Here is a 15,089-nt window from a genome sequence, read left to right on the forward strand (position 1 = left end):
TGGGATTCAAGAGCGAAAAACAACGTGCTTTATAAGGAGAATCGGAGGGATCTTCGATAGATAAACAAGTGCTTTTATTAACAAAAAAAGTAGCATTCCAGAGGAGATGTGTTCAGTGAGCCGTCCTCAAAAGAAAAAACAAATTACTTATAGGAGTAGCTGGTATCAAAGGTTAACAGCTACTGTTCTTCTGGGGAGTTTTTTGCAAACTACTATATCTATACCAGCGATCGCACAACAGACTAACAATCGGGGTGCGTCTTTGCCATTAATAAATCAAGCTACTTATACTTATACAGACTCTGCTAATAATCAAAAATATGACGGAGCTTCTAGTCAGCTTAATGTTAGTCCTAGCCCATTAGTCGATCCATTAGGGCGGATATTAGGTTGTGCTGGTACTATTTTGCCTGACTATACAGGTTTTTCAGTTGGCGTATACGAATCTAACCCTAGCGACCCAACTGGGACAGAATTAGGCGGTTTGCTTTCTTTGACTCGAACAGAGTTACCCGATATTCCTAATAACAACGTTCCTGGCGGTAAGTCGCCAAATACCGAGAATAGTAACCCCTACTTTGTTACGAATAACCCTGCGGGTGTCTACAATTTCCTACTCGATCCGAATAAGGGTCAAACTGATCCAGGTAGAACTTATATTTTTGTAGTTAATCCACCACCAAATTCTATCTACAAGCAACGGCGGATCAAGATTGAAATCGTTGGTACTACTGGCACACAAGGTAATAATATTGTGCGATATATCGCTAGTTCTCTGGATGGTCAACCAATCAGTCTTACAGGTGAAACTAGGGTAGAGCAAACGGTTGTCTTAGTTCCGAATGCAGAAGTTGTAGGACTAGACTTATTAGCCTTTGAATTTAGTACAAATCTGTGCCAAGCCAATCAGTTGCAGATTATCAAAACAGGCGATCGCGCTACGGCTGAACCTGGAGATACGGTAATCTACCGGATCTCGGTAAAAAACCTTGCTGATGCTGGTTTGAATAATATATTTGTCACCGACAACTTACCTTTAGGATTCCAGTTTTTACCTAAATCTGTGCGGGGTGAGTTAGATGGTCAAGCAATTACTATCACCTCAGAACGCAATGGAAACACGGTGACATTCCGTACAAATATAACAGTTCCTACGGGAAAAACTTTGAATATTGCTTACGCGGCTCAACTAACAGCTGATGCTGTGCGTGGTAACGGTCGCAATAGTGCGATCGTGAATGCTCAACGAGCTGATAACCGTTTTAGCACCAAGGATGGCCCAGCAACGCACCAGTTAAAAATTCGTCCAGGAATCGTTTCTGATTGTGGCACGATTATCGGTCGCGTGTTTATTGATAAAAACTTTGACGGTGAACAACAACCTGGTGAACCTGGAGTCCCCAATGCAGTGATTTTTCTGGAGGACGGAAACCGCATCACCACAGATCCGAATGGTTTGTTTTCCTTAGCTAATGTCTTACCAGGAAGTCATACAGGCGTACTAGACCTCAGCAGTGTACCAGGTTACACCCTAGCTCCCAACCAAAAATTCCGTGAACGGAATAGCCAATCTCGCCTAGTGCGTTTAGAACCTGGTGGCATGGTACGCATGAATTTCGCTGTCACCCCCGCCTTCCAGGAGCCAGTCAAAAAATGAAACCCAGACTGCACCATACAACTATTTTCAACCTAAAGATGATGGGGGTGATGCCAGTAGCTCTCAGCCTCGTTTTGTATCCTGCCATAGTTAAGGCAGAAGCTACAAATGAAAATCTTTTTTTCCCCGATTCGCCTTCACAAGCAGACAAGAGTGTCGAAGATCCTGAATTTTCAAGGGATCTAGAAAACCTCTCTTTTAAGACAGGAGAGCCTTTGAATTCTCCCCCGTCCTTACAAGAGAAGGGGGCTAGAGGTTTGGTTTTTCCAAATCATGCGAAAAACCAGGATGAGGATCAAGCGGATCGGAATAAAGTTGCTGAAAAAAGCATGGATTCAAGTTCTCCCCATCTTTTGGGAAGTTCTGACAAGCAACTTCTACCTCTTGAACTTCCTTCAACTAATACTTTAATTTCAGATGTTCAGCCAAGTGAAACGGAAATACAAGCATTTCAACCAGCAACTTCTATTGATTTGCCCAGAGGTTTACGCAAACTAGCAGGAATTAAGAATGAAGGACGCAAAGACACAAAAATAGAGCTTCAAACTTCTCCAACGGAAATACAAGCATTTCAACCAGCAACTTCTGTTGATTTGCCCAGAGGCTTACGCAAAATAGCTGGAGTAACTGAGGAAAATCAGAAAATTCCCCCCGTTTCCCCCATCTCCACAGGAATTTTATTCCTGATGCCAACGGCTAACAACGTTGTGGATGTTCCTGCTACCACAGTGATTGTGCAATTCCCCGTTGGAAGTACAGTAGAATTACGGTCTAATGGTGTATTAGTAGATCCATCCTCAATTGGACGAACAGAAAGCGATGCCAATACTAATTTAGTAACGCAGACATGGTATGGTGTTTCGTTAAAAGAAGGTAATAACACCATCTCTGCACAAATAGTAGGAGGGACAGAACCTCCTGTAACGGTGCAAGTTGTAGTTCGGGGAGCGCCACAGAAATTAACCTTAGAAACTGTTGAGTCTCGTATCCCGGCGGATGGGCGTTCTACAGCTACAATCAGGGGTCAACTGATCGATGCAAGTGGTAATCGCTCTAATCGGGATGCTGTTATCACTTTGATACCTACTGCTGGGGAGTTGGTTGGGAAAGACTTCAAACCCGATGAACCCGGATTTCAAGTAGAGGCGAAAGCGGGGCAATTTACGGCTAAGTTGCGATCGCAACTCAAAGCCGAAACTGTCACAATTCGCGCCATAGCTAATAACTTAGAAGCCTTTACTCAACTACAATTTGAAACATCACTGCGTCCGAGTTTGGTTACTGGCGTAATAGATTTACGTTTGGGCGCTAGAGGTACAGATTATTACGGTAGTTTCCGTGATTTTCTCCCGCCTGACAAAGATAACGGAACTCAGTTAGATTTCCACTCAGCAATATTTGCCACTGGTGCGATCGGAGAATGGTTGTTTACAGGCGCATACAACAGTTCTCGTAACCTCAATGAAGATTGCAACTGTGATAATCGCCTGTTTAGAACTTATCAATCCAGCGAGCAAAATTATCCTGTCTACGGCGATAGCTCGCAAGTTGATGTTGTTGCTCCTTCTATTGACAGCCTATATGTGCGTTTGGAGCGTACAAATGGTGTCCCGGGAGCCGATCCTGATTATGCCATGTGGGGTGACTACAACACAGAAGAATTTGCGCGGCGATCGCAGCAATTTACTTCTGTCACCCGACAACTTCACGGTTTTAAAGCTAACTATAACTTAGGGAACCTACAAGTTACAGGTTTGTATGGCAACCACCTAGAAGCTTTCCAACGAGATACCATTGCTCCCGATGGTACTAGCGGTTATTACTTCCTCTCTCGCAGAATATTACAACCAGGTAGTGAAAATGTCTTTATTGAGTTAGAAGAACTTAATCGTCCTGGGACTGTACTAGAACGGAAACAGCTTAACCGCGGCCCAGACTATGAAATCGACTACGATCGCGGTACCTTATTATTCCGCGAACCCATGCTTCGTACCGATATCGATCAAACCGGACAAGTATTGGTACGCCGGATTGTTGTTAGCTATCAATATGACAGCGAAGATTCTGATAGCAACATCTATGCTGGTCGTTTGCAATATAACCTTTCCCGCAAACTTAACCAGGAAAGTTGGATAGGAGCAACTTATGTCCAAGAAAATCAGGGAGTACGTGACTTTCAACTCTATGGTGCAGATGCGCTGATTTCTTTGGGTAATGAAGGTAGGTTAATTGCAGAATATGCCCATTCCACTAATGATTCTGATGTTGTAGGAAAGGTTAGTGGTGAAGCGTATCGGTTGGAAGCTGAGGGACAAATTACTAACGGGATTCAAGGTCGTGCCTATTATCGCTTTGCCGATACAGGTTTTGCTAATAATGCTACTATCAGCTTTGTCCCAGGACAAACCCGTTATGGAGCGCAGGTTACAGCTAAACTCAGTTCAACCACAAACGTCAGGGCGCAGTACGACCACGAAGACAATTTTGGCATTGCTCCCCAACCCTTAGATACCTTTGAAGAACTGTTTGCACCCCGCTATGAGTCGCTACCTGGTAGTAAAGTTGATAATTCCTTAACGACAATTTCCGCCGGGATTCAACAACGCTTGGGTAAAGCTACTATTGATGTGGATTGGATTCATCGTCATCGGGAAGACCGCATTCCCGACAGTGCCCTCAGTGGTACTTCCGATCAATTGCGATCGCGTTTTACAGTTCCTATTGCTAAAAATCTGACTTTCCAAGCCCAAAATGAAATTAGTTTATCTTCCCAAAAAGATAGTGTTTACCCAGACCGTACTATCTTCGGGCTAAATTGGGCAGCAATTCCTGGTGTAAATATCAGTCTGGCCCAACAGTTTTACACTAGTGGTCAATATTCGGGTAATTCCATCACCAGCTTGAGTGTCAACGGTGAACACAAACTCGGTTCGGATACTACCTTGACTGGTCGTTACTCAATTTTGGGTGGTGCGAATGAAATGACTACCCAAGGGGCGATTGGTCTAAATAACCGTTGGACTATTGCTTCGGGATTGCGGCTGAATGTCGCTTACGAACACGTGTTTGGTAACTTCTTCGGACGAACTGCGGCGGGTCAACAATATGCCCAACCCTTCGCTTTTGGTCAATCAGCATCTGCGATCGGATTTGATGGTGGCGATAGCTACAGTGTGGGGCTGGAATACTCTGATAATCCGCAGTTTCAAGCCAGTGCCCGTTACGAACATCGTTCTTCTTCTGGTGGTAGCAATACAGTAATTACCGCAGGTGCTGCGGGTAAAATTTCTCCAGCTCTCACAGCCTTGGTACGTTATCAACAAGCTGGTTCATCTAATCAAAAGCTTTCAGGACTGGGAGACACAGCTACTTTGAAGTTGGGACTAGCTTATCGTAACCCCAATAGTGATAGATTTAATGCCTTATTGCGTTATGAATATCGCAAAAATCCATCAACTATCCCTGACACCATCCTCTTAGGTAGTGGTACGGGTTCCGAAGACCATACTTTTGCTTTGGAAACTATTTACGCTCCTAACTGGCAATGGGAATTCTATGGTAAGTATGCCTTGCGTAACAGTACTTCTTACATAGCCAGCGATTTAGCTGGTACTAGCACAGTAAATCTGGCCCAATTACGCGCTACCTATCGTTTGGGATATAGCTGGGATTTGGTGGGTGAGGCTCGTGTAATTAGTCAGTCTAGCTACAGCGAAACAGGCTTTGTTGTCGAAACAGGCTATTATCTCACGCCTAACCTGCGTGTTTCTGCTGGATATGTATTTGGTAAAGTTGATGACCGGGATTTCTCAGGAACACGTTCCGCAGGTGGCGCATATTTGGGTGTCAGCGTCAAACTCAACGAATTATTTGATGGCTTTGGACAGCAAAAACCTGTGCCACGTCAGCCACAAGAATCTGCAATGAAAACTTTGGTGGGTAAACTAAAAGCTGCAACGAAGGGGATGCAAAAGCGTGAAATCTAAAACAACTATTTAATAAAAACAATGCCACTATAAGTCTGAATACAAATGGTAGATTATCTACGATTTCGGGAAAGCTAGAGACTGAAGATTTGTTTGAGGTGAATCAGCCCTCATTGATGATTATGGTTCAAGTAATCAGTATTTTTTAAAGGTTATTTTATGGTGATTTACTAATGAAGAATTTATGGCAAAATCTTAATATTTTTAGCTGGGGACTTCTCGGTGCGACATTAGTACTTCAACCTACAGTAGCGCAAGCTCAATATATCCAGCGATCGTTCTTAAATCCCAGCTTTGAGTCACCTCCTTTTGGTTCTACAAATCAACAATGTTACGTTCAAGTAGATCAAAGCGTTATTCCTGGTTGGAGTACGACTCATGGGTCAGTAAAAGCAGGAACAGGTAACTGTACTGGTTATACATCTCCAGGGTTAGTACCGCTGATTGAGATTTGGACTTCAGGATTTAATGGCGCTAGCACAGCAACGATACCAACTAGTGCAGGAAATCAATTTGCTGAGTTAAATGCAGAGCAAAATTCTCAGTTGTATCAGAATATATGCCTAATCAAAGATGAAACGATCACGTTCTCTCTTTTACATCGCGGGCGCTCAAGTTCATCTGTGGCTGATGTGACCAATTTTTTAATTGGACTAAATACCAATCCAACATCAACTATTTTTGGCACATTCTCAACAACTAGTAATGGAACAGTTACAGCACAACCAGTAGCGCAGAATGGTGCAACTATTCCTACTGTAAGTAACAATAATGCAGGAAATGGCTGGGTAAGATACACTGGCACAGTGCCTTACACTGGTGCTAGTGGGAATCAACCTGTAGGATTTGCGGCCGTTTCCACAGCAGGCGGAGACAATACTGTAGGTAACTTCCTTGATGAGGTGCAATTTGCCGGTTTACCGGTGCTTGAGTTCACGGCGAGTTCAGGTGGTGCAGCAGAATCGGAAACTACCCCTACAACTAACCCACCTAAACTTAGGATTGTTGGTTTAGTGCCAAGTGGGGGGATAAGTGTTTTAATTTCAGTCTCTGGTACAGCCGTCTTGGGTACAGACTACAACACAATATCAAACGCATCCACCTTTAATATCAGTATTCCTGCGGGCAACTACGACGGCAGTGATGCTACTAGTGTCTTTACCATTCCTTTTACTGTTATTAACAATAATGTTCCTCAAGGTGTGAGGACAATTGTATTTACCATACAACCTTCAACTAGTTTTTTCACCAGTTCAACAACGACTTGTGGTGGTTCCCCAACGATCGCTTCCAGCTACACAATCTTTGATGATGATTTCGTTAGCGGCAAGGTTTGGAATGATGCCGATAATAGCGCTAACAATACTTTTACTAATATCAATACTGGTTCGGAAACTGGCACTCATGCTGGTGGATTATTAAATGCTATTCTCGTAGATTCTAATAATAAGGTCTTAAAAACAACACCTGTCGCCGCAGATGGTACTTATACTTTTCTCGATGTTCCCTTCAATCAAAGCAACGTTAAAATTATTTTAAGTACAACTGCTGGCACTGTAGGTAATACTGCCCCTGCGCCATCCCTGCCATCTAACTGGGTCAACACTAGCCCACTCACGACAGCTACTTTTAATACTGCTACAAACATCTCTAGTAAGGACTTTGGGATTGAGCAGTTGCCTGATACTAATAATGTCAATGGATCTACAACAACAAATCCAGGGGGAACCAATACTGTACAAGTTCCAACACTATCTGGCACTGACCCGGAAGATGGGAACCTTGGTTCTGGCAACAGTTTCAAGATTGTTAGTCTCCCAAGTAATGGGACACTGTACTACAACGGTGTAGCTGTGACAGTGAATCAGGTGATTACTAATTATGATTCGACGAAACTAACAGTAGATCCAGATATAGATGGTGCTACAACTATTACTTTTACAGTAGCCGCAGTAGACAAAGCAGGTAAGGAAGATCCCACACCTGCTACCGTAACTATGCCATTAACTGCGTTATCATCTGCCAAACCTCAGCTAATTTTAGTGAAACGCATCACCCGGATTAACAGCCAGAATTTAACTAGCATTGTAGATGGTCGTAGCGACGTTTCTCCTAATGCTGCCAACTACGTAGCATCTCCACGTGACACTGATGATGATAGCACTAACACATGGCCCACTAATTACTTGAGCGGATTGATTAACGCTGGGATAGTCAAACCAGGGGATGAGTTAGAGTACACTATCTACTTACTTTCAAATGGTCTAGGTAATGCAACTAGTGTCCAAATTTGTGATTTAGTTCCTGTCAATACTACTTTTATTCCCACTGCCTTTAATGGTCTGACTCCTAATGATGGTGGTTTATCAGGAGCAGCTCAAGGTATTGCTCTTGCGCTTGGTTCTAGCACTCCTACGGTTTATTTGACTAATACCCAAGATGGCGATCGCGGACGCTTTTATCCTGCTAACGAGACAGTCCCATCATACTGCGGTGCTAACATCAATGGGGCGGTGGTGGTAAATATTACACGGAGTCCAGATTTACCCAATCTAGTCAAAGATTTTTATGGTTTTGTCCGCTTCCGCGCTAAGGTGAAGTAGCTTTGAGGAAGAAAGGTTAAATGTGAGGTTCTTTTTCCCCTTAACCTTTTCCCTTTACCCCTCTTTCTACACTGGTATGGCTTGTCTCACTTCAACTGGTTCACCTGTGAGGCTAAAAGGGCGAACTTCGGTAATTTTTACCTTCACTAACTGTCCTTTCAATTCTTTGATATCCCCACTGAAGAATGTCAGACGATTACCATCAGTGCGTCCCATTACCTGAGTTTGATCTTTAGGATTTTGGTCTTCTACTAAAACTTCTTCGATACGTCCAAAGTAACGTTGCGATCGCTCTGCTACTTTCAAGTTTCCTAGATGATTGAGCCTTTGGAGGCGATCACTTTTAACTTCTTCACTTAGTTGATTGTCCCACAAAGCGGCTGGTGTCCCTGGACGCGGTGAATATGCTGCTGTATTCAACATATCAAAGCCAATATCTTCCACCAGTTTCAGGGTATTTTCAAACTGTGCTTCTGTCTCCCCAGGAAAACCAACAATCGCATCAGCACTAATGGAAGCATCTGGCATATACCGCCGAATGGTATCGATAATCCGGCGATATTTTTCATGAGTATAACCCCGCGCCATCGCCTTCAAAAGTTCATTATCCCCAGATTGAAAGGGAATGTGGAAGTGTTTGCAGACTTTGGGTAACTCAGCGCAAGCTTTAATTAATCTCTCTGTAAAATAACGGGGATGGCTAGTAGCAAATCTTAATCTTTCAATTCCCGGCACATCATGAACGTAATAAAGTAAATCTGTGAAGTTGTGCAGATGCCGACCTTCTGGTGTTGTTCCTGGTAAATCTCTACCGTAAGCGTCAATATTTTGACCAAGTAAAGTAATTTCCTTGTAACCTTGCCGTCCTAATTCTTCCATTTCAGCCCGGATAGCTGACGGCGTGCGCGATTGTTCGATACCGCGCACATTGGGAACTACGCAATAGGTGCAGCGTTCGTTACAACCATAAATTACATTTACCCAAGCGGTGACTTTACTATCCCGTCGCGGTTGGGTGATATCTTCAATAATATGAACAGACTCGGTGGCGACAACTTGGTTGCCCTCAAAGACTGACTCCAACAAATCTTTGAGGCGGTTGGCGTGTTGTGGCCCCATTACCAAGTCTAATTCTGGGACTCGCCGCAATAGCGCTTCACCTTCTTGCTGGGCAACACAACCTGCAACGATGAGGGTTAAATCTGGCTGCTCATGTTTACGCTTCGCCTGTCTGCCAAGGTAAGAATATACTTTTTGCTCGGCATTATCCCGAATTGTGCAGGTATTGTAGAGAATCACATCTGCATTATTCGGATCTTCTGACCACTCAAAGCCCATGTCTTCCAAAACGCCAGCCATGCGTTCTGAGTCAGCTTTATTCATCTGACAACCGAAGGTAGTGATGTGGTAGTGGCGTTTAGAAGTGGTCATGTTGCTTAGTTAACCAGTTAGAATGAGGTTATTCTTTAGCCTCAAAGTCAACTTTATCATAAATATCTGATAGAGGGATTTGAAATTGAATAGAGGATAGTGTTAAAATAGTACTCTCTTCTTCATGCTCCGAGAAAATCCATTTATTTTCGTCAGTTTTAGAATACTGTTCTACATGATTTTTGTATTGATCGATCAGAACATATTCCTGAAAACTGGGAATGGTACGATAAGCCGCAAATTTTTCATCTAGGTCATAGCTTCTGGTAGATTTAGATAACACTTCACAAATCACTAAGGGATTAGTAATTGTATCTTTACGTCCCTCAGAAAACTCTAATGAGCCTGCAACAACCATTACATCAGGATATGTATGAATTCGCTTTTTGGGAATCCATAGACGTTGATCGGCGATGAATACTCGATAAGGTTGTCGCTTCAAAGCAAAATTCAGGGTTGCACTAACATTACCAGCTATTTGATTGTGATTTGGTGTTCCACCTGTGATATGTCTAATTTGACCATCTATATATTCATGACGATACTCGGAAATGACTTCTAGTTCTAGATATTCTGTGTGAGAATAATGGCGTTTTTCTTGTAATTGCATAGGGCAATATTTTTTGGTATTTTTGATTTTGCATTGACCAGATGCGATTAAGTCCGATCAATGCTATTCGTTTTTACTGTAACGTTGTTTTTTAACGCAGAGGTAACGCAGAGGGTTTGTTAGGCTGGGTTCCAAGTGCCGTGGAAGCTGTGGGGGATGACGCTGGGTAATTTCAGTTTGCAAACAGGTTCGGCATCCAGGCGATCGCTATCAAGTATCCAAACTTCGCTACTATGAGAATTACCATCGTAGACAACGGTTAGTACCCAACTTTGTGCAGGGTTTTGGGTATTTTGGGCGTGGATGGGTTCTGAAGGATAACGGTTTTCTCCAAAGTCTGCTTCGGTGAAGGTTTCGGTTTTGTTGTCGAAGCAGGCGATCGCATTTACTACTTCTTGGCTAATATCTGTTTCTGAACGGAATGTTGACATATATGTGTACCGAGAAGCTAGCCCCACGTTTTTCTGTGGTACATTGGGAAACTCACAATATCTATTTAATAGTTGCTGAATTGACGTAACTTTGCCAGTTTGAGGATGCAAATGAACTCGCGTTAGTGTAGTTTTAGCTGGGGTGTGAGTTTCACCTGTAGCTACTTCCTTGAGATATTGGTTAGTTTGAAAATCTTCATAACGGGCAATATCTACAATCACTGAACCGCTAGCATCTACATAACCATTAGCAAAATGCCATTGAAACCAAGGTTCGGTTTCTCCACGACTCACCACAGATAGGGTTTCTCTGTCAAAAACTAAAACTTGAGTTCCTAATTTAGGTTGCCACTCTAGCGAATCACTATAGTTGTTTATCCCTATTAGCAGAGCTAAGATACTCAACCGCACCGGCGGAATGAAAAATACAAGATACTGTCCTGCTAAAACAAAATCATGCACCAATGGTACACCATCTAGCGGGTATGCGGCTTGTTGGATAATCTGGCCAGTCGAATCGCTTTTGTAAATATTCAGCGTCGCCTTTTGTCCAGGGCTGATGCCAAAGTTAAAAATCTCCCCTGTTTGCTTGTCACGCTTATAATGTGCGGAATAGTTTAATCCTTTAGTTAATCCCCCTAAATCATCTTCGCCCCAAGTTTCTAAAGTTTGTAAATCGAGGGCGTGGGGTTTACCACCTTCCCACAGTGCCAAAAGTTTATCTGGAAGTGCTAACACCGAAGTGTTGGCAGCATTTTTGAGGGGCTTTTGCCATTGATTCCAAATTGGCCCTGGTGCAGTCATGCCATAATTGCCGTAGAGTAGTTTACCTGTTGCGGCTTCTTCTTGATAGCCAGAGGTTTGCACGTAGCGATAAACCCCGGTTGCAACTGCATCAGTAAAATTTACAGCCAGAATTGCTCCATCTCCATCAAACCAGTGTCCCACGCGAAGGCCACCGCGTTCTAGCCGTGCGGGGCCATTGCGGTAAAGTGTGCCACGCAAACCATCTGGGATTTTGCCAGAGATAATTGGCAGTTGGGTAGAGGGGAATTCTTTTGCTGGTTCTGCGATCGCACCTGCCCAGGCTTTTTTAGTTGACTTTTTCTCAATGGTATACATATCAAATCAAATTTTGGTTGATAAATTATCGATGTACATACCTGCATTCTTACATTTTCATCTTTGTTGCAGTTTTTGAAATGATATTACTCGTTAACTGAGCTAGCTCATAGTAACCAATAGGAATAATCACTAAAGTGAAGTCAATCAAGATTCTAAGTGGTTCCAAAAACTATGGTTAGCCAACAAACAATAGATATCGTCAAATCTACAGCACCTGTTTTGAAAAAGAACGGTCAGCAAATCACAACTCGGATGTATGAAATTATGTTTCAAAACCATCCAGAAATCAAAGAACAATTTAGTATGGCGGCTCAAGCAGATGGTTCTCAACCTGCGAGATTAGCAACAGCAGTTTATAGCTATGCTAATCAAATTGATAATTTACCTGCTTTAAAGTCGATGGTGGAAAAAATTGCCCATCGTCATGTGCAGACTCATGTTACACCAGAGCAATATCCTATTGTCGGAGAAAGTTTACTGCAAGCCATGAAAGATGTTTTGGGAGAAGCTGCTACAGACGAAGTGATGGCGGCTTGGACTGAAGCTTATCAGGCATTATCTGAAGTGTTCATTCACAGAGAACATGATATATATGATGAAGAGAGAAAACAACTTGTGCATTCTTAACGACAGAACTTAGCGTCATAACTACAGCTTGAGGGTTTGTTACAACAACTTCAACGTTGATAACTACAGCTTGAGGGTTTGTTACAACAACTTCAAGGTTTATAACTACAGTTTAAGCATTCATAACAGCAGCTTAAGTTGTATTAACAACGGCTTCAATTTTACTTATAACAACTGGAGTTGTAGTAACTACAGCTTGAGCGTTTGTTACAACAACTTAAATTCTGCTAATGAAAGTTTTTAGCGTAGCGACTTCAGTAAGTGAGAACTCTTTTAAATATAGTTTTGATCGCTTTTTCTATCGTCTCTCCTTGGCTGGCGGTTCCCACCTCTGGACATTCAGCTACATAAACATCCTCTTCCCAGTGCAAGATTGCTGTAAAAGTTCGAGTTTTTGTATTTTTAGCCTGTTGCAATGAACTCATGGAGTGTTTATCTGGCTATCTTTTCATTTTCCTATTGTTGCTTAACCACCTGGAACTAATAACATCCGTGCCTCAATTGCTTCCCAGGTTTGGGGTGACACCCGCACTGCTGCTTGTTTGCACTTGATGATGAGGTAATTGGCGTAGAGATAATCGCCGAATGCTTTCATTTCTTCTTGAGATAAGTTGACCATTTCTTGATTGAGATTGAAAGCATTCAGTAAGGTTCCTTGGAGACGTTCAGCAAATACCTGACGCGCTTCTAGTGGCTGTTGATGATCGGGAACCTTAGCTCTGAGTGCTTCTAGTTGAGCAATCAGCACAGTAAAGTTGATGTTATTGAAGATTTTAAATTTTTCAAGTTCACGAGTGTAGCCGATGGCGATGGCGTTGGCTTTAGCGTTGGCCTTGGCGAAGCTGATGGCGTAGGCGTAGGCGTTGGAGTAGGCGTAGGTGTAGGCAATGGCGGTGGCATAGGCATAGGCATTGGCGTAGGCGTTGGGGTTGGCCTTGGCGTAGGCATTGGCGTTGGCATTGGTGATCGCCATCGCAACTGCACGTTTAGCCACAGGTTTAAAATCCCCTGCCGATCCAGCTGTTATCAGTTCTGCCCAGTTTAATAAAGCTTGTAACTTAGGTGTGTTAATATACTTTTGCGCTTCCTTTTCCATCAGCAGCAGCAAATCATCTGCACCACCGCGCATTAACCCAGCTACTAACAAAAACACCTCTTTCCAGCGTTTATCTATTAGATGTTCAGTAACTAATTTCTCAACTTGGCGATGGTCATCAATATATTGTGCTGTTAAATATTCCTGTAGCGTTAGATGAGAGAAGGAGAAGACATCCTCGGCTCGTTCTACCAAAATTCCTTGTTGAACAGCGATCGCATTCAGCACTGATTCCCCATCTAAATGTTGAGGTGCATTCAGATTACTTGCTAAAAATGTTTTAATTTGCTGAACAATATCGCGCTGTGAAAAGAATAGCCTGTCAGACTCAAAACCTGTATGAGCAATCTCTGATAGTAATATCTCTTCTAATTCTGTATGCAGTCCTTGATAAATCTCATCTCTGAGAATTCGTTTTTCTGATGCCCACTCTTCTAACAATATCCGCAGTGCCTTTCGGTAAAGAACACTGCGATTATCTGGAAAACTTTGGGAACGGTCATAAACTAAACACAGAAATGTCAGCAATAAAGGTGTGTGCGCCAACTCTTTTGCAGCTTCATGTTCTGGCTTTTGCAGTAACTCCCAGCATTTCTCGCCTGTCTTCGCCTGCTTGTCTACTTCATAATGAAACCAGTTATAAATAAATTGCTGAATTTGAGCATCGTCAAAATCTGCTATTGCCACATCACTAAAGCGGCGAAAAGCGCTGCGATAAGCCGCCGTGCGACAGGAGGCAATGAAACGATTTTTATCGTATTTATCAACAAAGTTCTGAATTTGACTAATTGCCTCAGTTAAGTTTTTTGTTGGTACTTCATCTAAACCATCCAGCACAATTAGTAACTTACCTTCTTCTAAAGCTTTGGCTGTAAATTTATCTGGTGAAGGAAAGCCGCAAATACCAAACTCCTCAGCAATAAATGTTTCAATATTGATATCGCTAGATGCAAACCTTTTCAATTCGATAAAAACTGGAATGCAAGCGTGCTTAAAATCTCCTTTTTTACCTTTAAGCGCTTCTAGTCCCATCTTTCGCACAAATGTAGACTTTCCTGCACCAGGCGCACCAAGTACCATCAGATATTGCTTATCGTTAGCAACTTTTATTCCTTCTTGTTTGCCATCATCTTGAGATTGAAACCTTCTGACTTTAGCTTGGCGATAGAAATTTTCTAAATTCTCAATAGATTCAAAACTTTGAATTGTATCATCATCTAAAAATTGCACTGCTGTATAGAGCGATTCCAGCTTGACAGGTTCACGCATTCCTAATACTTTAAGAATCCCATGCCGTTCTTCGTAGTTCTTTTCATATTGATTGGATGCAGTAAAAATTAACTTCTTCGTTTTTTCATCTAGAGTTTTGCCTAATACTCCTAAAGCCTGACCACCACTTTGGAAAACCATAGCGGCGACACCGCTAACGGCTGATATAGCCCAAGGTTCCATTCCTGTCATAAGATTATCAGTGAATATATCTAAAAATTAAAGCAGAGTTGTGCGATCCAACTCTAAGCTCT

9 protein-coding genes are annotated in these 15,089 nt (G+C 42.6%); 4 read left to right on the forward strand and 5 right to left on the reverse strand.

Annotation, left to right across the window (positions count from 1 at the left end; genetic code table 11):
* Window positions 1–106 precede the first annotated feature (106 nt).
* From V7K69_RS02425 to V7K69_RS02435, 3 genes are all read left to right on the forward strand, one after another.
* Entirely contained in the window at window positions 107–1,657 is a 1,551-nt protein-coding gene (locus V7K69_RS02425) for an isopeptide-forming domain-containing fimbrial protein (RefSeq protein ID WP_335031088.1), read from the forward strand.
* Window positions 1,654–5,643 (forward strand): TonB-dependent receptor, encoded by a 3,990-nt coding sequence (locus V7K69_RS02430; protein WP_335031090.1) that lies wholly within the window; start codon window positions 1,654–1,656, stop codon window positions 5,641–5,643. Before V7K69_RS02425 ends, V7K69_RS02430 begins: the two co-directional genes overlap by 4 nt.
* 173 nt (window positions 5,644–5,816) lie before the next feature.
* On the forward strand, window positions 5,817–8,246 hold the full coding sequence (locus tag V7K69_RS02435) for a hypothetical protein (protein ID WP_335031092.1): 2,430 nt from the start codon (window positions 5,817–5,819) through the stop codon (window positions 8,244–8,246).
* A gap of 66 nt (window positions 8,247–8,312) precedes the next feature.
* Here the strand turns inward: V7K69_RS02435 and miaB are convergent, their stop codons facing one another.
* From miaB to V7K69_RS02450, 3 genes are all read right to left on the reverse strand, one after another.
* On the reverse strand, window positions 8,313–9,677 hold the full coding sequence (gene miaB, locus V7K69_RS02440) for a tRNA (N6-isopentenyl adenosine(37)-C2)-methylthiotransferase MiaB (RefSeq protein WP_335031094.1): 1,365 nt from the start codon (window positions 9,675–9,677) through the stop codon (window positions 8,313–8,315).
* Between the two features lie 28 nt (window positions 9,678–9,705).
* Window positions 9,706–10,287, reverse strand: a complete 582-nt coding sequence (locus tag V7K69_RS02445; protein WP_335031096.1) for a Uma2 family endonuclease — start codon at window positions 10,285–10,287, stop codon at window positions 9,706–9,708.
* Window positions 10,288–10,406: 119 nt separating this feature from the next.
* Window positions 10,407–11,840, reverse strand: coding sequence for a carotenoid oxygenase family protein (locus V7K69_RS02450; RefSeq protein ID WP_335031098.1), 1,434 nt, complete (start codon window positions 11,838–11,840; stop codon window positions 10,407–10,409).
* Between the two features lie 174 nt (window positions 11,841–12,014).
* Between V7K69_RS02450 and V7K69_RS02455 the strand changes: the two genes are divergently transcribed.
* Window positions 12,015–12,470: a globin domain-containing protein gene (locus tag V7K69_RS02455; RefSeq protein ID WP_335031100.1), complete on the forward strand. Its 456-nt coding sequence runs from the start codon at window positions 12,015–12,017 to the stop codon at window positions 12,468–12,470.
* A gap of 254 nt (window positions 12,471–12,724) precedes the next feature.
* Here V7K69_RS02455 and V7K69_RS02460 read toward each other — a convergent pair whose 3' ends face one another.
* The gene (locus V7K69_RS02460) at window positions 12,725–12,895 is read right to left on the reverse strand and encodes a type II toxin-antitoxin system HicB family antitoxin (protein WP_335031102.1); all 171 of its coding nucleotides are present in this window, start codon (window positions 12,893–12,895) and stop codon (window positions 12,725–12,727) included.
* Between the two features lie 41 nt (window positions 12,896–12,936).
* The gene (locus V7K69_RS02465; RefSeq protein ID WP_335031104.1) at window positions 12,937–15,027 is read right to left on the reverse strand and encodes an NACHT domain-containing protein; all 2,091 of its coding nucleotides are present in this window, start codon (window positions 15,025–15,027) and stop codon (window positions 12,937–12,939) included.
* Window positions 15,028–15,089: the final 62 nt, after the last annotated feature.

Source organism: Nostoc sp., from assembly GCF_036917775.1.
Taxonomy (GTDB): domain Bacteria; phylum Cyanobacteriota; class Cyanobacteriia; order Cyanobacteriales; family Nostocaceae; genus Nostoc.

Coding starts and splice junctions, on each gene's coding strand:
- V7K69_RS02425 (WP_335031088.1), top strand. CDS start 107: ATGTGTTCAGTGAGCCGTCCTCAAAAGAAAAAACAAATTACTTATAGG.
- V7K69_RS02430 (WP_335031090.1), top strand. CDS start 1,654: ATGAAACCCAGACTGCACCATACAACTATTTTCAACCTAAAGATGATG.
- V7K69_RS02435 (WP_335031092.1), top strand. CDS start 5,817: ATGAAGAATTTATGGCAAAATCTTAATATTTTTAGCTGGGGACTTCTC.
- miaB (WP_335031094.1), bottom strand. CDS start 9,677: ATGACCACTTCTAAACGCCACTACCACATCACTACCTTCGGTTGTCAG.
- V7K69_RS02445 (WP_335031096.1), bottom strand. CDS start 10,287: ATGCAATTACAAGAAAAACGCCATTATTCTCACACAGAATATCTAGAA.
- V7K69_RS02450 (WP_335031098.1), bottom strand. CDS start 11,840: ATGTATACCATTGAGAAAAAGTCAACTAAAAAAGCCTGGGCAGGTGCG.
- V7K69_RS02455 (WP_335031100.1), top strand. CDS start 12,015: ATGGTTAGCCAACAAACAATAGATATCGTCAAATCTACAGCACCTGTT.
- V7K69_RS02460 (WP_335031102.1), bottom strand. CDS start 12,895: ATGAGTTCATTGCAACAGGCTAAAAATACAAAAACTCGAACTTTTACA.
- V7K69_RS02465 (WP_335031104.1), bottom strand. CDS start 15,027: ATGACAGGAATGGAACCTTGGGCTATATCAGCCGTTAGCGGTGTCGCC.